Origin of the sequence: Pseudomonas sp. BJa5, from assembly GCF_030272875.2 — a bacterium.
Classification (GTDB): domain Bacteria; phylum Pseudomonadota; class Gammaproteobacteria; order Pseudomonadales; family Pseudomonadaceae; genus Aquipseudomonas.
Map to the genome: position 1 here is coordinate 47,307 of NZ_JALRNG020000009.1, position 22,085 is coordinate 69,391.

Sequence of the window (22,085 nt, forward strand, 5' to 3'; positions counted from 1 at the left end):
TACTGGGCAACACAAGCCTGGCGACGACTGACATCCAGCCTTTCAGCTAGCACCCCAATAAAAACGGGGCTGCAATGCAGCCCCCTATGACACTGGGCATCCCTGCCCTCCAAAGCCCCCTCAACCGGCAAGAATGAAGTCCGCAACCGTGACCGTCGTCGCATCGCCCACCCCCACCAGGCGAATCGAGTCACCCCCAGCGAAGCTGACCAGGGTATCGGCACCGACATCGGCAACGCTGACGCTACCGGCGAAGGTTGCCGCCGTGACGCTCAGCCCGGAAATATCCAGCCGATCCTGGCCACCTGCCGGGGCGGCATCGAAGCCGATGATCTGATCGGCGCCAAAGCCTGCGGCAAACTGGAAGATATCGTTGCCAGCGTTGGCCACCAGGGTGTCGTTGCCGGCCCCGCCATTGACGATATCGTTGCCATCCGCACCGTTGATGAAGTCATTGCCGGCACCGCCCTGCAAGGTGTCGTTGCCCATCCCGCCGAACAGTGTGTCACTGCCATCGCCCCCCACTAGCAGGTCGTTGCCGATATCGCCATCCAGGCTGTCATTGCCCAACCCGCCCAGCAACGTGTCGCTGCCGGTGCCACCGTTGATGGCGTCGTTGCCGTCACCGCCGTCGAGCGTGTCATCGCCACCCCCGCCGCTCAGCGAGTCCGTACCTATGCCACCGAACAGCTGGTCGTTTCCTGCCTCGCCACTGAGCGTGTCATCGCCGGCGTTGCCAGTGAGGATGTCGTTGCCGCCACCACCATTGAGGGTGTCGTTGCCTATCCCGCCAGTGATGATGTTGGCCAGGCCGTTGCCGATGCCGACGAAATTGCCCACCCCGGTATAGGTCAGGTTCTCGACATTGGCCGCCAGTGTGTGGCTGGACTGCGACGTCTGCACGGTGTCCGTACCGCCGCCTGTCGCTTCGACCACCACGTCGTCTGCATCGACCAGGTAGGTGTCGTTGCCCGCGCCGCCTGCCAGCCGGTCAGCACCCGCACCGCCATTGAGCAGGTCGTTACCGGCCCCGCCCGTGATGGTGTTGGCCAGGGCATTACCGGTGCCCGTGAAGTTACCGGTGCCGGTGAAGGTGAGGTTCTCGACGTTGACACCGAGCAGGTAGCTCGCCAGGGTGGTCTGCACCAGGTCGGTACCGCCACCCACAGCCTCGATGACACTGTCGCCGACGTTGTCGACCACGAAGGTGTCGTTGCCAGCCCCGCCATTCATGGCGTCCGCACCGAGGCCCCCATTGAGGGTGTCATTGCCGTCCTCGCCATTGAGGATGTCGTCCTCGGTGCCGCCGTTGAGACTGTCGTTGCCGATGCCACCGAACAACTGGTCGATACCGCCCAGGCCACTGAGGATGTCGTTGCCCCCCAGGCCCATCAGTACGTCGTTACCCGCGCCGCCAGTGAGGATGTTTGTCGCCGCAGTGCCGACCAGCACCACGCCCGCTGGCACCGTTACCGGCGCCGTCGCCGCCGAGGTGACCGTCTCCAGCGTGCCGAAGCCGTCGGTGTAGCGTACGATCACCCGCAGTTGCTGGTTACCCTGCGCGAAGCCAGGCGTGTAGGTTGACGCGGTGGCACCGGCAATGTCGGTAAAGGTCGTGCCGGTCCCTTGCTGCCACTGGAAGCTGAAGGTACCCAGCCCGTCGATGTCGGCGATGGCGGCAGTCGATGCGGTCAGCAATTGCCCCTGGCCCGGCGTGGTATCGCTGATGACCACGGCACCGGTCGGTGCATCGTTGACGTTGGCTACCGGGTCGAGGATATCGGACGCGACGCTTTCGGCAACGCCGAAGTCATCCACGTAGCTGACCACCACCCTCATGTTCTGGCCGACCTGGCCCTGGCCAAGGGTGAAGGTGGTGTTAGTGGCACCCGGGATATCGACCCAGCCCACGCCGATGTTCGACTGCCACTGGAAGGTGAACTGCGGGTTGCTGAGGCCGTCGACGTCGATAATGGTCGACGGGTCGACGCTCAGCACCTGGTTCTGTATCGACAGCCCGGTGACGGTTGGCCCTGCGCTGGCCGTGCTGTTGGGCGACGAGTCGACGATCTCCAGCGTGCCCTTGGCATCCTGGTACACCGCGCGGACGCGGATGTTCAGCCCCGCCACATCGTCCGTGACCCGGTAAGTGCTGCCAAGTGCCTGGGTGATCTCGCCCGCGGCATCGAAGGTGATGTCTTCGAAGACGCCCGAGCCTGGCAGGCGTTCAACCTGCCAGTAGTACGCTACCGGGCCGGTCACCGCACCGCTGGTGTTGGCGCCGCTCAGGTTGTCGGCGTCGTGCACTGCCTGATTGCTGACCCGCAGAAGCTGGCCGGCGACCGGCGTATCGTCACGCACCCCGCTGGCATCGTCGAGGATAACCAGGTGGCCCGACGGGCCGTTGTTCACCGCCGTGCCAACGCCGGACGCCATTGCTCGGTCGGCGAACTGCAGGCGCTCGATGCCGGTCAGGCGATCGACGCCGTCACGCCCGGCGATCAGGTCGGTGACGATGACCGCGTTGCCATCGACCTCCACGCTGTAATCCGTCAGATTGCCGGAGAACACTGCGGTGTCGTAGCGATCATTGCCACTGAGGATTTCCCGCACGATCACCAGCTGGCCCGGGTTGTAGGTACCGTTGAGCATCAGCGGCACCATCGGCTCCATGCTGTCGAAGGAGGCGATTTCCTCGCCGGTGCCATCGGCGTTGGCCCGTACGCTGATGCGCACGTTCAGCCACTTGTCGCCGTCGATGATGTCGTTACCCCCGCGCCCTTCGATCAGGTCACTGCCGCTGCCCCCGAGGATGATGTTGCCGCCGTCGTAGAACGTCGCACCTGCCGCCAGCAAACCGGCCAGGCCATCGATCAGGCTGATGTTGGTCAGCACACTGCCGTTGGCACCTGCAGTGGGGAGCGACGTGGCGTCTTCGTTGTCACCGCGCAGGAAGTCGCCGTGCGCCGAGCCCGACAAGCCTTCCATGATGTCGAACCGCGCCAGCGCCGAGGCGCCGGAGCCGGGCTGCAGCGGTACACCGAAGAAGCGGTCGCTCATGTCGATGGTCACGCCCTGGGTGAGGTTCTTGAACGTTGCCCAGTCGTAGCCGGAGCCGCCGATGTAGCGGTCACCGAAACCGAGGCTGCCGACCATGATGTCGTCGCCGCCCTCCCCGTTGAACTTGTCGTTCTCGTTGCCGCCGATGAACACATCGTTGCCGATGACCGGGTCGTTGCCGAGCGGGTCGAAGTTGTCGCCGGGCGCACCGTCCGAGGTGCCCTTCTCGATCCAGTCGTCGCCTTCGTTACCCATGTCCTGTTCGTTGGCCTTGCTGCCCAGGATGAAGTCGTTGCCCTGGCCACCAATCGCCTCGGAGGCGTCCTCACCGGTCACGATGAAGTCATTGCCGAAGCCACCGATGATCAGGTTGACGCCGTTACCGCCGTGCAGCACGTCGTTGCCGTCGCCCCCCTGGATGTTATCGTCACCGCCCAGGTCGGTGATGATGTCGTCGCCAGCGCCACCGCGCAGTTGGTCGTTACCGTTTCCACCTTCGATGCGATCGTTGCCGGCATCGCCCCAGACGGTGTCGTCGCCGCCACCGGCCACCAGGATGTCGCCACTGTTGGTACCGCCCAGGACAATGTGCTCTTCACCTGCGTAGCGGATGTAGTTGCTGTCCGGGCCCGTGGTCAACGGGTTGTCGCGGAACACCACCTGCTGGCCGTGGTCACCAAGCGGGTCGGCGCTGCCAAGGCCGTCGTTGTACTGCTTGGTCTGGTCCCGTTCCAGGAAGAACGTGGGGTCCGAGAACACCAGGCCTGGCAAGTGGGTGGCCGAGGTGTTGGCCATGATCAGCTTGGCGAACGAGTTGCTTTCCAGTTCGGCGTTCATCGACAGGCCGGCGGTACGCTCCAGGTAATAGAAGCGGTCGCCATCCTGCAGTTTCTCCATCTGGTTCTCGAACACGAAGTTGAAGGTCGAGCCGAGCATGCCGCCGAACGGGGTTTTCGCTTCGGCCAGGCCACCGATCCACAGGTCGATGGCATCGACCCCGGTCACCGTCACGCCCTTCAGGTCGTCCGCGGTGCCCATCACGGCGTCCTTGCCGGCCAGCGTCACGTTGGCCCAGGCACCGGTGCCGTTGAGGAAGTCCAGGCGGTCGGCCGGCGCACCGTCGCCGCCGAACACCAGCGCCAAGGCTGCAGCGCGCTTGCCTTCCAGCGTCGTTGCCGACGTGATCGTCTCGTGGGTGCCGTAGGCGGCGATGAAGTTGATCAGCGATTCCGGATGCTTGAGATGCTGCACCAGGTCGACCCAGCTGATGTACGGCTTGAGTTGGGTATCGCCGGTCTGGCCGTAGATGTCGCGGCGCAGCGCATTGAGCGACGGAATGCCGACATCGCGACCACGGGCGATGTTGATCGCAGGCAGGTCGAGTGGCAGGCCAAGCAAGTTGTTACGCAGCGCTTCGGTGACGAACTCGTCGATTTCGTTACCGGCTTGCCGCGTCACACCCCGCACGATGGCACTGGTTGCGTCCTCGGGGGTCACGCCACTGGCGGCATACGCCAGCGGGTTGAGGAAGGCCGCGATCAAACCGAGCTGCTGGTCGGGGTCGGCGCTGTTCGGGTCACCCACGACGTTGAAGTCGACATCGAAGCGGTCGACGGTCTCGGTCAGCATCGAGTGGCCAAACCGGTACACGGTGTGCGCAAACTCGGCGACGATCGAGGCATCGAGGTCGACATCGTAGACCTGGGTCGGTGCGAAGAACAGGTCGACCCTGGGCTGGACGGTGCGTGCGAACTCCTCGAACACCAGGTGCTGATACTGCATCTCGGTGCCGAACTTGGCTGCCTGGAACAGACGCTCGCCATTCCACACCAGGGCATCGATCTCGGCCTGGTTGGTGGGCATTGCGTCCACCGGGGTGAGCAGCCACTCGTTGAGGAAGGCCAGGTCGCCGGAATCGAGCACGGTGTCCTTGGTTTGCGCGACCAGACGGTTGTGTTCGGAGTGGAAGATCGCATGCACCGCGGTCAGGCCGATGTTCTCGTTGACCCGGCCGTCGCCTGCGATGTAATGCGCATCCAGCAGCTCGTTGTCGTAGGCCAGGTTGGCGCCGGTATGCGGATCGACGTCGATGGCGTTACCTGCAACGTTATCGCTATCCGCCGCCAGCACTCCGCCGATGGACACCGGCACGGCATTGTGGGCGATATCGGCGAGGAACTGATGGCCGGTACGCACGGCGTTGGTCAGGTCGATGGGGGCCAGCGGGTTGCCTTCGACCAACTCATCGTCGCTGGTACCGCCCAGGCCATCGGCGCCCTTCATCACCACCATCGGGTAACCGTGCGGCCCCTTGATGAAGTTGCCATAGGCATCGGTTGCCAACAGCGGCACGTTGTCGACGTCGGCATCGGTGAGGTGGATGCCGAGGATATCGTTGGCTTGCGCCTTGACCACCTTCCAGGTGGCCATGCCACCGATTTCGTGGTCGTCCCCGGTGCCGTACTTGCCATCGCTACCCAGGTCACGGTTGGTGATCAGCCGACCGGTCGCGATCGGGCCCTGGTCGGTCATGGTGTAACCGCGCAGGAACACCTGGTGCGATGGATGCGAACTGTAGGTCTGGTTCTGGTCCACGAACGGCGTGGTGGTGTTGGTGTGCTCATGGATATCGTCGGCCGTACCGAGAACGCCATCGGCGCCAGGCAGGTTGGTCGCGCGGGTCAGCACCATGAAGTTGGCGTGGCCACCAGGCTCATACAGCGGGTCGTCCGGTTGCAGCGGAATGAACACGGTGCCCGACCCGCCTTTGGTAACCAGGTCCAGGCCATGGTCGAAGAACTGCCCGAAGAAGGTCATCCAGGCGTTGAACGGTGCGGACAACCCGGCATCGGCCGAGGTGTTCTCGAACAGGTACACGTCGTGGTCATCGCCCGTACCGAACTGGCCATCCAGGCCAGGGCTGGCGACGATGCGCACGCCATCCTTGAGCACGTCGTCGCTACCCTCCGCGCCGAAGTCGAGCTGACCGTTCGCGCCCGGGTCGTACGCCGTCGCGTAGGCTGCCGGGTTGTTCGAGGTCTGGTCGACGATCAGGTTACTGATGGTACGCGGCTGCGAGTCGAACACGTAGCCGCTGGTCTGCTGGTAGGACGACCCTGGAATGGCCGGTGAGCCGGGGCCGAAGAAGCCGGCAGGCGCACCTTCGGCCGTGTTGAATACCGGGTCGCTCACGCGTGGGAAGACATTGTCGGCGGCACCGAATTCGGTGTTGTTGGTGCCGTTGAGGTTCATCAGGTTGTTGTTCGAACCATCCACCGCACGCAGGCCCAGGGGTGCACGGATATTCGGGATCAGCGAGAGGATGTCCTGCCCACTGGCATCGGCCTCGGCAATCTTGATCTGCGTGAGGATGAAGTTCAGGTCGGAGCGCACCATGTGCAGGCCCGCGCCGCCATCGGTGGCATCGACGACCGGGGTCGGCGCGGTTGGCACGACCGGCGCACCGGGCTCGACCACGGTGGTGGGCGCGGAGAACAGCACTTCGGTGGTGCCATGGGCATCCTGGTAGATCGCCTTAACCCGCAACGACAACCCGGCAAGGTCGGGAGACACCTTGAACGCCGTGCCGTCGGCACTCTGGAACGCCAGGTCGCCGGCAGGCAACAGGATGATGTCCTCGAACACACCGCTGCCCGGGTCGGCCTCGAACTGCCAGTAGTAGGACACCGAGGCGTTGGTGAGCAGGCCCTGCGGATTGCCCGCCGTGATGTTGTCGCCATCGCGCACGCCGGCCATGTTCACGGTAAGCACATCGCCTACCGTGATCGCGCCGCCATTGGTATCGGAAACGGCTGGAGCGCCGGTCGGTTGGGCATTCACCCCCGTCACCAGCACGCGCTGGGAGTCGGCGAACTGCAGGCGTTCGATATGCAGCAAGGTATCGGTGCCATCGCGACCGACCACGGTATCGGCCACGGTCCAGACATCGTCCGCCACATCGGTGGTGCCGCGGGTATCGCGAGTGACCACGTACTCGGATTGAACACCGGAGAACACTGCGGTATCGAAAGCCGCCCCGCCCGTCGAGGTGCCTGGCAGTATTTCCCGTACGGCCTTGAGTTGACCAGGGTTGTAGGTACGGTCGAGCATGAATGGAATCATGTCGACCATGCTGTCGAAGCTGGCAATCTCGAGGCCGGTATGGTTGACGTCGTCGGCGGCATACACCGCAATGCGCACGTTCAGCCACTTGTCGCCGTCGATCAGGTCGTCACCCCCGCGCCCTTCGATCAGGTCACTGCCATTGCCCCCGAGGAGGATGTTGCCCGTGGCAAAACCGCTGGTCGGCAAGCCGGCATCGGCCAGGAACTGCGCCAGCCCACGAATCAGCTCGACGTTGGTCAGCGCGCTGCCCGTGGCCCCGCCATGGTTGAGGATGGTGACCGCGTCCACATCATCGCCCTTGAGCACATCGGCGAACCTGGAACCGGACACGCCTTCGACCTCGGCGAAGCGGTCGAGAATCGAGGCCGGCGAGGCCCCGACCGGGTTGAACACGCCGGTGTTCTGGTTTGGCGCGTTGCCATGGGGCTGTGCCAGCGCGGCCAGGCTCAGGTCGACGGTCACGCCAACCTTGTCATTCTTGTGGGTCACCCAGTCGAAACCGGACATACCGTCCATCTTGTCCTGGGCATCGCTGCCGACAAAGATGTCGTCGCCCCCTTCGCCGATCATTTCGTCGAAGCCACCGCCACCGATGAAGATGTCGTTGCCGATCACATCGTCGTTGAGCAACGGCGAGAAGTTGTCGCCAGGCGCACCATCCTGGGTGCCCTTCTCGATCCAGTCGTCACCTTCGTTGCCGGTAGGCGGCAAGTTGGTCTTGGCGCCGAGGATGAAGTCGTCACCCAGGCCGCCGAAGGTGGTGCTGATGTCTTCGGTGGTGATGATGAAGTCCTGGCCGTCACCGCCCAGGATCAGGTTACCGGCGGCGAGCATGCTCCCGGCGACGATCACGTCGTTGCCGGCGTTACCCTCCAAGCGGTTGTCGCCGAACGAATCGGTGATGATGTCATCGCCCGCGCCCCCCAATACCGCATCGTTACCGGCACCGCCCTCCAGGCGGTCGTTGCCGGCGTCACCGTAAACCGTGTCGTCGCCTTCGCCGGAGATGATGATGTCATCCTCGGCGGTACCACCCAGCACGACATGGTCTTCACCGGTGTAGTGCAGGTAATTGGCGTCGCCACCCGAGGTTTCGGGGTTGTCGCGGATCACCAGCGGCACGATTTCCACGCCGTTGATCATCACACCACCCGTCGGGTCGTCCCTGCCGTCCACGCCAAGCCCGGTGTGCTGGTTGGCCTGGTCCACTTCGAGGGTATAGGTCGGCGTCAGGAACACGGTGTTCGACAGGTGGGCGACGTCGGAGTTGAGCATGATCAACTTGGCAAAGGAGTTGTTCTCAAGCTCCGTGCCGAAGTTCAAGCCTGCGGTACGCGACAGGTAGTAGAAGCGGTCGCCGTTCTGCAGCGCTTCGAGCTGGGTCTCGAAGACGAAGTTGAAGCTCGAACCCAACATGCCACCGAACGGCATCTTCTGCTCGGCAAGGCCACCGACCCAGAAGTCGATGGCGTCGACGCCAGTGACGGTCACGCCAGTGATGTCATCGGCAGTGCCGGCAATACCATCCTTGCCAGCTTTGGTTACGTTGGCCCAGGCACCGGTGCCGTTGAGGAAGTCCAGGCGGTCGACCGGTGCGCCGGCGCCACCGAACACCAATGCCAGGGCGGCCGCGCGTTTGTCCGCCAGCGTCGTCGCCGAGGTGATCGTGTCGTGGGTGCCATAGGCGGCGATGAAGTTGATCAACGACGCGGGGTGCTTGAGGTGGTCGGCGAAGTCTACCCAGCTGATGTACGCCTTGAGCTGGCTGTCGCCGGTCGCCGCAAAGAACTCGCGGCGCGCCTCGTTCAATGTGGGGATGCCGGTGTCACGGCCACGCGCGATGTTCAAGGCGGGCAAATCGAGGGGCAGACCGAGCAGGTTGTTGCGCAGCGCTTCGGTGACGAACTCGTCGATTTCGTTACCCAGCTGGCGGGTCACGCCGCGAATGATCGCCCCGGCGGCTTCATCCGCAGTTGCCCCGCTGCCGGCAAATGCCAGCGGGTTGAGGAAGGCCGCAATCAGGCCGAGCTGCTGGTCCGGGTTGTTGGGATCACTGAGGATCGGGTTGAACTGCGGGTCGAAGCGGTCGACGGTCTCGGTCAGCATCGAGTGGCCGAAGCGGTACACCACATGGGCGAACTCGGCGAGGATGGCCGGGTTGATCGAGGTGTCATAGCCGTTCGGCGCGAGGAACTCATCGACCTGCGGCTGTATGGTCCGGGCGAATTCCTCGAACACCAGGTGCTGGTACTGCATCTCGGTACCGAACTTGGCGGCCTGGAACAGGCGTTCGCCATCCCACACCAATGCAGCGATGCCGGCGGGTGTGGTCGGTATCGCCGCCACGTCGACGACCAGCCACTCGTTGAGGAAGGCCAGGTCGCCGGCGGCAAGGATGGTGTCCTTGGTTTGCTCGACCAGCCGGTTGTGTTCGGAGTGGAACACGTGGTGCACGGCGGTCAGGCCAATGTTCTCGTTCACCCGGCCGTCACCGGCAATGTAGTGGGCATCGAGCAGTTCGTTGTCATAGGTCAGGTTGTTGCCGACGCTGTCGGTGAGCTGCGCATTGCCTACATCGCTGTCACTGTCCGCCTGCAGCACCCCGCCCACGACGACTGGGGCGGCATTGTGGGCGATGTCGTCGAGGAAGCCATGCCCGGTGCTTACCGCGTTGGCCAGGCTGATGGGCGCATCGCGATTGCCTTCAACCAGTTGGGTGACGTCATCGGCGGTGCCCGCAGTGTTATCCGCACCGTTACTCACCCGCATCACCACCTGCGGCATGCCGTTCGGCCCACGCAGGAAGTTGCCATAGGCATCGGTGGCCAGCAGCGGCACGCTGTGCACATCGGCGTCGGTCAGGTTGATGCCCAGAATGTCACGGGCCTGTGCCTTGACCACGGCCCAGGTCGCCATGCCGCCGTTTTCGCTGTTGCCATCGTCGGCGGTGCCGAACTTGCCATCGGTGCCCAGGTCGCGGTTGGTGATCAGGCGTCCCGTGGCAATCGGGTCACCTGCGGCGTTGAGCATGTATTCGCGCAGGAACACCTGGTGCGAGGGGTGCGAGCTGTAGGTCTGGCTCTGGTCCACGAAGGGCGAGGTGGTGTTGGGCTGGCCGTCATCGGCGGTGCCCACGACACCGTCCGCACCGGCAGTGCGCACGGCGCGCGGTAGCACCATGAAGTTGGTCGGGCTGCCCGGGGTGTAGAGCGGGTCGCCAGGCTGCAACGGGATGAACACCATGTCGGTGCTGCTCTTGGTGACCAGGTCCAGGCCATGGTCGAAGAACTGGCCGAAGAAGGTCATCCAGGCGTTGAAGCCGGCGGTCAGGCCGGCGTCAGGCGACTGATTGGGAATGAAAAACACCTGCTTGTCGTCGGCTGTGCCGAACACGCCATCCAGGCCGGGGCTGATTACCGAAGCAGCGCCACCGTTTGCCTCGACCGCGGCCGGGTTGTTGGCCGTCTGGTCGACGATCAGGTTACTGATCACCCGTGGCTGCGAATCCACCACTGTGCCCGTCCCGCTGTAAGCCGCGCGATAGGCAGGATCCAGCAGGCGCAGGAAGGAATTGTCCGCCGCGCCGAACTCGCTTTGCCCGGCGACCAGGTTGTTGTAGCTGCCATCAACAGTGCGCAGGCCAAAGGGCACCTGGCTGTTGGGTAAAAGATCAATGAGGTTGGCGCCTTTGGCGTGAGCTTCGGCGATGAAAATCTGCTTGAGGATGAACTCCAGGTCCGACTTGCTGAAATTGGCCATGTTGGTGTGCCTTCGATCTATCGAGTGACGGATGCCGGGCGCAAGGATCCCTCCCACGCCCAGTCGTTAATGACGTGCGCAGTGTTGGGTGCAGCTTCCTGAGGGCGAGAGCTGGCGCGGGAATGCCGTCACCCGGGACCCGGGATGTGCGCCTGGAGTTCGCGAAGTGAATGACTCGCCGGGCGATCAGCCGCAGCGAGCCCTGCCGCTGGGTGGGCCATGACAGCTACCGGCAGCGGCGTGTTTGCGGGGCAGCCTTTTGTCTGGGCAATGCAAGAGGTGACTCATCACGTTTACTCCTGGGACTGTCATCACACCTTGCTTTGCCAAAAAATTGGCAAGCTTCAACGGACGCCCCGCGAATATCCAAGACTAAAGTCGTAGAGCCAAGCCTTGTCAAATTCACGTCACCAAATCGGCCCGAGATGATAATGCGTTGCAACTAGCTGTTTTACCGCAACTTATAGAAATTTTGAGGCAGCTTTAGAGCGAAATGATATTACAAAATATTTCGACACAACCTACGCTGCTGCTTGTGGAAGCCACGCAGAGTTGTTGGAAAATTCGCCAATAGAGCGACCAGCTGCGTGTCAAATAACTGCCACATAGACTGCCGTACTTGCTGTCCGAGCCGCCGCAACGGCGACCCGTTTTCGAAAAGGGAGGCTCCACATGCACAAGCAGCCGCGCACCCGCTCGGAGCTCGCCGATGCGCTTTTTCGCCTACGCCGAAGTTTTTACGCATTGGCCGGCTTCAGTGGCGTGATCAACGTCATGATGCTGACGCCATCGGTGTACATGTTGCAGGTCTATGACCGGGCGTTGGTCAGCCGCAATGTCACGACTTTGACGATGCTCACCGTCCTGGTGGTGGGGCTGTTCTTGCTGATGTCCGCCCTGGAACTGGTCCGCACCCGGGTGTTGATACGGGTCGGCAACTGCCTGGACATGGACCTCAGCCGACGCGTCTTCACCGCTGCATTCGAACGTAACCTCAGCCGCGCTGGCGCCAACCCGGCCCAGGCACTGCACGACCTTGCCCAGGTTCGCCAGTTTCTCACCGGAAACAGCCTGTTCGCGTTCTTCGATGCCCCCTGGACACCGATCTACCTGCTGGTCGCCTACCTGATCCACCCGCTGCTCGGGCTGGTGACAATGATCGGCTCGCTGATCCTGATGGGCCTGGCGTACCTCACCGAGAAGGCGACCCAGAAACCATTGGCCGAGGCCAACCACGCCGCCCTCTCCAGCGCCAACTATGCCAACAACAACCTGCGCAACGCCGAAGCGATCGAGGCCATGGGCATGCTGCCCTCGATCGGCAAGCGTTGGTTCCAGGGCCACCTGCGGATTCTCGAGATGCAGACCCTGGCCTCCGACCGCGCCGCCATCATCAGCAGCACCGGGCGCTTCGTTCGCATCACGCTGCAGTCGCTGATCCTCGGCACCGGCGCATTGCTGGCCATCGAAGGCAAGATCACCCCGGGGATGATGATTGCCTGCTCGGTGCTCACCGGTCGTGCGCTGGGCCCGGTGGAACAGGTCATCGCCTCCTGGAAACAACTGCTGGGCTGCCGTTCGGCCTGGGCTCGGCTCAACGAGTTGCTGCACGACTACCCCCGCCGCCCGCCGAGCATGTCACTGCAGCGGCCAGTGGGCATGCTCGCCGTGGAAAACGTGTTCGCGGGCGCTCCGGGTACCAACAGCACGATTTTGCGCGGCGTGAGCTTCAGTCTTTCCCCGGGTCAAAGCCTGGGTATCATCGGCCCATCGGCTTCGGGCAAGTCCACCCTCGCCCGCCTGCTGGTTGGCGTATGGCCGACCCAGGCCGGCAAGGTGCGCCTGGATGGTGCCGACATCTTCACCTGGAACAAGGGCGAACTGGGCCGCTGGCTGGGTTACCTGCCCCAGGATGTGGAGCTGTTCGAAGGGACCATCGCCGACAATATCGCGCGCTTTGGCGAAGTGGACAGCGAGGCCGTCATCCGTGCCGCCAGGATGACCGGCGTGCATGAGATGATCCTGCGCTTCCCCCAAGGTTATGACACCCGCCTGGCCGCCGATGGCAGCCCGCTTTCCGGTGGCCAGAAACAACGCATCGCACTGGCCCGCGCGCTCTATGGCGAGCCCAGCCTGATCGTGCTGGACGAGCCCAATGCGAGCCTGGACGACGTCGGTGAAAAGGCCCTGGTCGACGCGCTGGCCGAACTCAAGAGCCGTGGTGCCACGGTCATCCTGATCTCCCACCGCCCCAACGTACTCTGCGCCGTCGACCACATGCTGATGCTCCGTGATGGTGGCGTACAGATGTTCGGCACACGCGAAGAAGTCTTCACCGCGCTACGCAAGGCCAGTGTGATCCCCGCTGGCGCGACCGCCCCGTTAGCCGCCGTAAAAGTGCGGGAGTGACCGATCATGGCAACCGAGATGATTCAAGCCGACGCCAACAGCCTGGTCGATCTGGATGCCGGTAAGCCCGCGCGCTGGGGCATCTGGCTGGTACTGGCCGGTTTCGGCGGCTTCCTCCTGTGGTCATGGCTGGCACCGCTGGATGCCGGCGTGGTGGCCACAGGCACGGTCAAGGTCACCAGCAACCGCAAGGCGGTGCAGCACCTGACAGGTGGCACCGTGGAGGCCATTCTGGTTGGTGAAGGCAACACGGTGAAAAAGGGCCAGGAGCTGGTGCGCCTCGACGCCTTGCGTGCCGCGGCCGAACAAGGTGCGGTCAGCGCCCAGTACATCGTCAGCAAGAGCGTGGAAAACCGTCTGGAAGCCGAGCGTGATGGCCGTGATACGGTGACCTTCGCCGCTGATTTGCTCCAGCGCTTCGCCAATGACCCGCGCCTGCTGGCGGCCATGGACCTGCAACAGCAACTGCTCGATACCCGGCGCGCGGGCCTGGCGGGCGAGATCAGCATCCTGCAGGAAAACCTGGCGGCGTCGGCGGTACAACTCAAAGGCCTGCAGCAGGTATACGGCGCCCGCGCTTCGCAGATCAACTTCCTCAACCAGGAGCTGCAAGGCACCCGCACGCTGGCGGCGGAAGGCTATGTGCCCCGCAACCGCCTGCTTGAACTGGAGCGCAGCAACGCCGATCTCTCTGCAGGACAAGCCGAGAACCTCAACAACATCGCCCGCGTGCGCAGCCAGACCACCGAGATCCGGCTGCGGATCCTGCAGCGCCAGCATGACTACCTCAAGGAAGTCGAATCGCAACTGACCGACACCGAGAAGGAAAACACCACCCTGGCCGACCGTTTGCGTGCACTGGACTATGAAGTGACCCACACCGTGATTCGCTCGCCAATCGACGGAATGGTCCAGGGCCTGAGCATCGCCACCGTCGGTGGCATCATCCAGCCAGGCGCCAAGATCATGGAAATCGTCCCGCTCGACGAACCCCTTCAAGTCGACGCGATGATTCCGGTACAAGCCATTGACAAGATGGTCCCGGGCCTTGAGGTGGACATCACCTTCCCAGCGTTCAACCACGCCCGCACGCCCAATATTCCTGGCCGGGTCAAGACCGTCTCCGCCGACCGCCTGTTCGATGAGGAAAGCAAGCAACCGTTCTACCTGGCGCAGGTGGAAGTCACACCCACAGGCATGAACCTGCTTGGCAGCAATCACATTCGCCCGGGCATGCCCGCCAGCGTCACCATCAAGACCGGCGAACGCAACCTGCTGAGCTACCTGCTAAAACCGATGCTCGAACGCGTCGACGGCGCGTTCAAGGAGCAATGAGATGAACTGTCATTGCCTGACATTCTGCCTGCTCGGGCTGTCTTTTTCGGCCAGCGCCATGGACCTCAAACAAGCCTGGGACCTGCTGCAGTACCAAGGCCCTGTGTACCGGGCCGCCGTGCATGAAAAAGAGGCCGGCACGGAAAACCGCGCCATCGGCCAGGCCGGTCTGCTACCGCAGGTCAATGCCTCCGCCTACAACAACAAGGTCAATGGCAGCCAACGCCAGCATGGCATCGACAATGATCTGGACTACGACTCCAGGGGCGCAAACGTGCGCCTGCGCCAACCGCTGTTCAACAAGCAGAAGATGGCCGAGTACCACCAGGGTCAGCAGCGCGCCGACTACAGCGACGCGGTATTCGATGCCAAGTCCCAGGACGCTGCGGTACGCCTGGCCGATAGCTATTTCAACGTGCTGCTGGCCAGCGAAACCATCAGCCTGGCCAAGGCCAAGCTGAACGCATTCGAAGAGCAGCTGGCTTCGGCCAAGCGGCGCATGGAACTGGGGGCCGGCACCGTCACCGACATCGATGAGTCGACCGCGCGCCGCGACCTTGCCGAGGCCGAGCTGATCGAAGCACAGGACAACCTGGTCAACACGCGGCGCAAGCTGGAGGAATACATCGGTGAAACCCCGGACTCGCTGATCACCCTGCAGCCTGGCTTCGCGACCCCACCCCTGCTGCCGAGCAACCTGCAGGATTGGCTGGTCAAGGCCCAGGCCGACAGCCCGCTGATCCATGCGCGCCGTCACAGCTACGAACTCGCCGAAGAAGAAGTCAAGCGTGCCAGTGCCGGACATTGGCCGACCCTGGATTTTGTCGCCGGCTATACCGCCGGGGAAAGCCAGTCGATTTCTGAACTGAACCAGCGCAACCACTACAGCTCGATCGGCGTGGAATTGAATATCCCGCTGTTCAGCGGCGGCGGTGTCAGTGCGCTGACTCGCCAGGCCAGCGCCAACAGTGCCAAGGCCCTGGACGAGCTCGACGCCTCCCGCCAGGAGGTGATCTCCGACACCACACGCGAATTTCGTGGCGTACAAAGCGGCGCCAGCCGGGTACGCGCGCTGGAGAAAGCCGTCGCCTCCAACGAACGATCGCTGCTGTCCACCCGCAAGGGCTTCAAAGAAGGTGGCACCAGTACCAACTCGGATGTCCTCAACGCCGAAGAGCAGCTGTACATCGCACGCCATGACCTGTTCGAGGCCAAGGTGCGCTACCTGATGTCGCGCCTGCGCCTGGCGTCTTCGGTGGGGAGCCTGGGCGAGGACGACATCAACCAGATCAACGATTACCTCGGCCCCGAACTGGTGGTCAGCAACTGACGTCCACTGGCCGGCATCGGGCCCCTCCCTTTGCGCAGCTCAGACGCCACAAGGTTTTGCTTAACAACGTAGTCCTGAAATACCTGTTGGCACATCCGTTGTTCCAGGCACCTGGACGAGGCAATGCGTCATCAGCGGCAATAAGCCATCTAGCTGCGAGCGAGGCACCACACCATGAAAACACCTGCCGTGATCCGTCCCAGCAGCCACGCATTCCGGCTGTCTTCCGTTACTGCGCTGATGCTCGGCCTCGGGCTGATCTCGGCGATGGCCTCCCCGCTCGATGATGTGAGCCAGCCGCCGCCGACGGACCCTTCCGCCTATACCGACCAGCCGGCCGACCCGACCCAGGCCTTGCTCAACCTCAATACCCTGCCGGAGGCCAACCAAGGGGCGCTGGAACTCAAGGACGGTGTTTACGGCGATCGCAATACGGTGCGCATCGACAACGTGCTGCAGCCTGCGCAACAGACCTCGCGCAACTACCCCACCAACGGCAAGCCCAGCCCATTGTTCGGCGCACAACCGTTCACCCAGCAATTGCTGCTGTTCGAGGAATTCGGCCCGGAAAAACTCGACCCGACCCTGCCGGCGCCGCCGCTCACCTTCCCGGTCCCCACCCTTGGCCAGGCGCCGGCCCAGGATCCCAATGTCGTGGCCCGCAGCAGCCCGAACGGCAACGCCCTGGAAGCCTTCCTCAAACAGCCGGGCCTCTACCCGTTCCCGACCCAGTATTCGAACACGCTCGACCGCAACCCTTGGAAGGCGCAGATCGAGATGTTCCTCAACCGCCACCCGGTCGGCTCGCCGGCTGAAGGCCGTCCACCCGGAAAAGGCTGGTCGCACCAGCGCTGGAACGAGTTCTACCCCCAGGCTGGCTTCAAGACCGCACAAGCGGGCGCACGCATCAACCAGGGGCTGCGCGACCGCAAGCAGATGCACAACTATGCCGCGGGCGAATTCGGCCCGAACGGACTGTATTACCGGACCTCGGACATTCCGACCGCGCTGGGCACCACAAAAGGCATCGATACCCGCTTCCACCCCAACTTCCCGCTGCAGAACCACAAGTCACTGTGGACCTTTGACGGCACCTTCCCGCCAAAACTGCTGATGGTCCGTTACGGCCAGCCGATCATCATGCGCCACTACAACGCGCTGCCCATCGACCCTTCGGCCAACGGCGGGTTCGGCCTGCACACCCTCTCGACCCACGAGCACAACGGCCACTCCCCGGCCGAGAGCGACGGCTTCGCCAACGCCTACTTCTTCCCTGGCCAGTACTACGACTACCGCTGGCCTGTGCAGTTGGCCGGCTATGACACCATCAACACCCGCGCCCAGGACCCGCGCGCGGCGTTCCCCTGCTCGCCGGGCGAAACCCTGTTCGTCAACGACGCCTCGCCTGGCCTGAAGACCTGCGAGAACGGCAGCATCAAGATTCGCGGTGACTGGCGCGAAACCATGAGTACCCACTGGTTCCACGACCACATGATGGATTTCACGGCGCAGAACGTCTACAAAGGCAACGCCGTGATGATGAACTATTACAGCGCCCTGGACCGCGGCAACGAAACCCTGCAGGACGGCGTCAACCTGCGCTTCCCCAGCGGTTCGGTCATGCCGTGGGGTAACCGCGACTACGACGTCAACCTGGTGGTCGCCGACAAGGCCTGGGACCAGAACGGGCAGTTGTGGTTCAACCCGTTCAACACCGACGGCTTCCTCGGCGACCAGGTCCTGGTCAACTGGCAGTACCAGCCCAAGCTCAAGGTGCGCGCGCGCAGCTATCGCTTTCGCATTCTCAACGGCTCGGTATCGCGCTACTTCAAGTTTGCCGTGGTGCGTGAAATCGCCGGCACCAGTGGTGAGCTCAAAGGGCCGTCCGGCTCGAACGTCTCCTATGCACGGGTGCCGTTCCACATGATCGCCAACGACGGCAACATCATGGAACACGCCGTACCGTTCGACGGCACCATGGACCTCAATGGCGACGGCGACAGCCAGGACAACAATGCCATCCTGCCGCTGCAAGGTATCGCCGAGCGCTACGACATCATCATCAACTTCGCCAAGAATGGCATCAGGACCGGCGACAAGCTGTACTTCGTCAACCTCATGGAGCACCAAACCGGCAAGGGCCCGAGCCAGGCCATCTCGCTAGCCGACGTGCTGTCCGAGAAGTACAAGGCGGTGATCAAGCAGACCAGCAATGGCCCTGAATGGGACAAGGGCGACCCTGCGGTCGGCAAGTTCCTGCAACTGCTGGTGCAGTCGTATAGCGGCCAGGACGCGAGCATGGACCCCACCGCCTACGAGCCAGCCAAGCCGGGCAAGGCCGAAGGCCTGAAGATGATCCCGCTGCCCATTGACCGCAACTCGGTTGCCGACCAGGACAAGATCAAGGCAGCCCGGCACCGCGAGTTCATCTTCGGTCGCTCCGACGGCACCGACACCACGCCCTGGACCATCAAGACCGATGGCGGCCTTGGCTACAGCATGGACCCGCGGCGCATCAGCGCGGCGCCCCAGCTTGCCAACGAGGCAACCGCCGGCGGCTTCAGTGGCGACGGCACCCTGGAAGTGTGGAAGATCAAGAACGGCGGCAACGGCTGGAGCCACCCGGTGCACGTGCACTTCGAGGAAGGCATCATCCTCAGTCGCGATGGCAAGGTCCCGCCGGAATGGGAAAAATGGGCACGCAAGGACGTGTACCGCATCGGCCCGGACCGCGACTCCTCGGAAGAGGTGGAAATGGCGATCCGTTTCCGCGAATTCGCCGGGACCTACATGGAGCACTGCCACAACACCCAGCACGAAGACTCCTCGATGCTGCTGCGCTGGGACATCGAGCACCCAGGCCAGTTCCAGGTAATGCCGACCCCGCTGCCCGGTTGGGATGGCGTGGAGTACATGGCCTCGGTGGGCCTGCCAACCTTCCGCACTGGCGGCAAAGACGACGAGGACACCAGCAACAAGCCACCCGTGGCGGTGAACGACAGTGGTGCGACCACCGCTGGCAAGCCGCTCGTGCTCAACGTGCTGGCCAACGACACCGACCCTGAGGGCAACCTGCCATTGACCGTCGTCGACCTGAACCAACCTGACTCCGGCAAAGGCTCGGTCAGTACCGATGGCACGCAGGTGACCTATACCCCTCCGGCCACGGTCACCACGCCATTCACCGCCAGCTTCAACTATACGGCGCGTGACGCCAAGGGCGCGGAGTCGGTAGCCCCTGCCACGGTCAGCATTGCCGTGACCCCGGCGGTGGTCGCCGACGAGATACAGGTCAGCAGTGCGACGGTGCAGTTACGCAGCGGCAACCGCTACACCTGGGATGTGTCCGGCACCACGTCGATCGTCGCTGGCAACAGCATCACGGTGTCGGTCGCCACCACCAATGGTCCGCTGAACCTGGGGACTGCGACGCTGACTGCAGTAGGTACCGCGGGCCGTTGGCGGGTGTCGGTCACCACCACGGGCACCGGGCCTGCAACACCGGCAACGGCGACTGTGCGCTCGGCGCTGGGCCAGAGCGTGACGGTACCGGTGAGCTTCCGTTGAGTCGTTAGCGAAACAGGGGCCGCAAAGCGGCCCCTTCAGTCAAACAAGAAAGGATTGCATCATGACCGGCTCATGGCGTGTTCTGCTCGCACTCTCCCTGTTCGCCGCCAGCATCCCCTTCTGGCCGCTGCAAGCACCCCGCAACGCGAGCGCCGAAGCCGCCACCCCGTGGGGCGCCGACTACTTCCCCAACACCCCGCTGGTGACCCAGGATGGCCAGCGCGTGCATTTCTTCGACGACCTGATCAAGGACAAGGTGGTCGCGATCAACTTCATCTTCACCGGTTGCTCCGATTCCTGCCCCGTGGAAACCGCTCGGCTGCGCCAGGTGCAGAAAATCCTCGGTGACAGGGTAGGCAAGGACATATTCCTCTACTCCATCAGCATCGACCCGTACAACGACACACCTGCCACCCTCAAGCGCTACGCCGAGAAGTTCGGCATCGGCCCCGGCTGGACGTTGCTCACCGGCGAGCCCGATGACATCGAGAAATTACGCCGCAGCCTGGGCCTCTATATAGAAGGCCTGGAAAACGGCCGCTCCAAGGACCACAACCTGAGCCTGATCATCGGCAACCAGTCCACCGGTCGCTGGATGAAGGCTTCGCCGTTCGAAAGCCCCTACATCCTTGCCGACCGCCTGGGCAACAGCCTGCACAACTGGAAGCAGGCCAGTCGGATGACCAATGACTACGCCAACGCCCCCGAGGTACGCCCGCCCAGCACCGGCGAGCAGATCTTCCGCACGCGCTGCTCCTCCTGCCATTCCATCGGCAGCGCCGAGCCCGGCGGCGTGCCAGGCATCGGGCCTGACCTGCTCGGTGTGACCCGCCAACGCGACCCTCTGTGGCTGGCGCGCTGGCTGAAAGAGCCGGACCAGATGCTCGCCCAGAAGGACCCGCTGGCGATGCTGTTGTACGAACAGTACAACCGCTTGGCCATGCCCAACATGCGCCTGGGCGACGTCGAGGTCGCCGCGCTGGTGGCTTACCTGGAAGAGGAAACGGTACGGGTGCAGACGCCGCTGGCGGACAGGGAAAAACCATAAGGGCGATTGATGTGTTCGTCGAATAGCTCGCATCAGAACACATCCAGCGGATACTGAATAATGATCCGCACTTGATCGACATCGCCGTCGGCCTGAGCCTTGTTTGCACGGTGGATCGTCTGTTGCGCAACAAGGGAGAGATCCTTCGCCGGACCGCTCTGAATCACGTACTGCAACTGAAAATCTCTTTCCCAATGCCGCCCGCCGCTCCCGAGCCTTGCGTAATAGGCATAGGCACCCGTGGGGTCTACCTTCGAGTTATCGATATGCGAGCCTCGAAGGTAGCGCGTCATAAAGCCCAGTCCTGGCACACCGAGCACAGCAAAATTGAAGTCGTAGCGCAGTTGCCATGATCGCTCACCGGGCGAATTGAAGTCCGAATACAATACCGAGTTGCTCAAGTAGATGGAGTCACCGTCTCCAAGGTAGTCGAACGGTTCGTCTCCCTGGATGCGTTGGTGCGCCAGCATCAGCGAATGCCCCCCTAGCAGCAAGCGCGCGTAAGCACTCCAGCTATCGGTGTCGATCCTGCCTGCCCTCGCAGCCCCTTGATCACGGGTGCGGTAAAGGTTGGCGCCCACGGTCACGGCGTGATGATCATCGAGTGAGAGGGTCCGGTCCAGGCTGATGTAGGTCTGGTTCCAGACATCCTCGAAACGCGCCTGGTACAGACTCAGCGACAACCCACCGGCGACGCTGTAGTCACCGCCCAGGTAACTCGCGGAACGGTAGCGGGTGCCACCGTACTCGGTGCTCAGGTCGTCGTCGTGGTTGCTGCTGGCCTTGTTGCGCGCCGCGTGCAGATGGCCGCCTTGCAGGGTCAGGTTGTCGATGAGCGTGCTGCGCAGCGAGACGCCGCGAAAGCTCTGCGGCAGCAAACGCCCGTCGCCATAGCGGAACACCGGCGTCACCGGAAACAGGTCCCCTGCCTTGAGTTCAGTGTCGAACGCGCGCAGCTTCAGCGCGCCGCCGGCGGCCGAGTAGTCCTCCTCGGCGCGGTTGTGGCTGTCCAACGGCAGCAAGTTGGTGCCCGAGGTACCGCCGCCGCTGTCCAGCTTCAAACCCAGCAACCCGTGGGTATCAACGCCGACGCCAACCGTCCCTTGGGTGTAGCCGGAGCTGTAGAATGCCTGGAAACCTTGCGCCCACTCTTCGCGATAGCTTTGCTGGCGCGAGTTGAACACGCCATCGTCACGACTGCGGAAGTCCCGGTTGAAGTAAAAGTTGCGATTGATCAGCCGCAACGTGCTGTCTTCGACGAAACCCTGCTCGTCGGCGGCCATCAGGGGCAGGCTCAACAGTATCAGGGCGCTTGCACAGAACGCGCGAGGAGTACGGATCGGTTGGGACACGTCGGCGAACCTCTTGTTGTTTTTGTATGAGGAAGCGCCAGTGTTGCCGGCCCGGCCGGGGCCGGACAAACGATCATTTTCAGTGCAGTGCATGCCGGAT

General features: G+C 63.2%; 7 protein-coding genes. 5 read left to right on the forward strand and 2 right to left on the reverse strand.

All coding sequences use genetic code 11. The features are described 5' to 3' along the window. Positions 1-120: 120 nt before the first annotated feature. On the reverse strand, positions 121-10,944 hold the full coding sequence (locus tag M2D63_RS07435) for a peroxidase family protein (RefSeq protein ID WP_285862195.1): 10,824 nt from the start codon (positions 10,942-10,944) through the stop codon (positions 121-123). Between the two features lie 672 nt (positions 10,945-11,616). On the opposite strand from M2D63_RS07435, the gene M2D63_RS07440 reads away from it, so the two are divergent. The 5 genes from M2D63_RS07440 to M2D63_RS07460 all read left to right on the forward strand — a co-directional run bounded on the left by M2D63_RS07440 (position 11,617) and on the right by M2D63_RS07460 (position 20,633). After that, positions 11,617-13,353, forward strand: a complete 1,737-nt coding sequence (locus M2D63_RS07440) for a type I secretion system permease/ATPase (protein WP_285862196.1) — start codon at positions 11,617-11,619, stop codon at positions 13,351-13,353. Positions 13,354-13,359: 6 nt separating this feature from the next. Next, entirely contained in the window at positions 13,360-14,688 is a 1,329-nt protein-coding gene (locus tag M2D63_RS07445) for an HlyD family type I secretion periplasmic adaptor subunit (RefSeq protein ID WP_285862197.1), read from the forward strand. A gap of 1 nt (position 14,689) precedes the next feature. Further along, positions 14,690-16,018, forward strand: a complete 1,329-nt coding sequence (locus M2D63_RS07450; protein WP_285862198.1) for a TolC family outer membrane protein — start codon at positions 14,690-14,692, stop codon at positions 16,016-16,018. A 174-nt stretch (positions 16,019-16,192) separates the two neighbouring features. Then, positions 16,193-19,585 (forward strand): Ig-like domain-containing protein, encoded by a 3,393-nt coding sequence (locus M2D63_RS07455; protein WP_285862200.1) that lies wholly within the window; start codon positions 16,193-16,195, stop codon positions 19,583-19,585. A 61-nt stretch (positions 19,586-19,646) separates the two neighbouring features. Beyond that, positions 19,647-20,633 carry an SCO family protein gene (locus tag M2D63_RS07460; RefSeq protein ID WP_285862201.1) on the forward strand — a complete coding sequence of 329 codons (987 nt, stop codon included), beginning with the start codon at positions 19,647-19,649 and terminating at the stop codon, positions 20,631-20,633. 32 nt (positions 20,634-20,665) lie between these two features. Here the strand turns inward: M2D63_RS07460 and M2D63_RS07465 are convergent, their stop codons facing one another. Next, positions 20,666-22,078, reverse strand: coding sequence for an OprD family porin (locus M2D63_RS07465; protein ID WP_285862203.1), 1,413 nt, complete (start codon positions 22,076-22,078; stop codon positions 20,666-20,668). Positions 22,079-22,085 lie beyond the last annotated feature (7 nt).

What these genes read in the sequence shown, in the direction of transcription:
- M2D63_RS07435 (WP_285862195.1), bottom strand. Translation starts at nt 10,944, where the DNA reads ATGGCCAATTTCAGCAAGTCGGACCTGGAGTTCATCCTCAAGCAGATT.
- M2D63_RS07440 (WP_285862196.1), top strand. Translation starts at nt 11,617, where the DNA reads ATGCACAAGCAGCCGCGCACCCGCTCGGAGCTCGCCGATGCGCTTTTT.
- M2D63_RS07445 (WP_285862197.1), top strand. Translation starts at nt 13,360, where the DNA reads ATGGCAACCGAGATGATTCAAGCCGACGCCAACAGCCTGGTCGATCTG.
- M2D63_RS07450 (WP_285862198.1), top strand. Translation starts at nt 14,690, where the DNA reads ATGAACTGTCATTGCCTGACATTCTGCCTGCTCGGGCTGTCTTTTTCG.
- M2D63_RS07455 (WP_285862200.1), top strand. Translation starts at nt 16,193, where the DNA reads ATGAAAACACCTGCCGTGATCCGTCCCAGCAGCCACGCATTCCGGCTG.
- M2D63_RS07460 (WP_285862201.1), top strand. Translation starts at nt 19,647, where the DNA reads ATGACCGGCTCATGGCGTGTTCTGCTCGCACTCTCCCTGTTCGCCGCC.
- M2D63_RS07465 (WP_285862203.1), bottom strand. Translation starts at nt 22,078, where the DNA reads ATGCACTGCACTGAAAATGATCGTTTGTCCGGCCCCGGCCGGGCCGGC.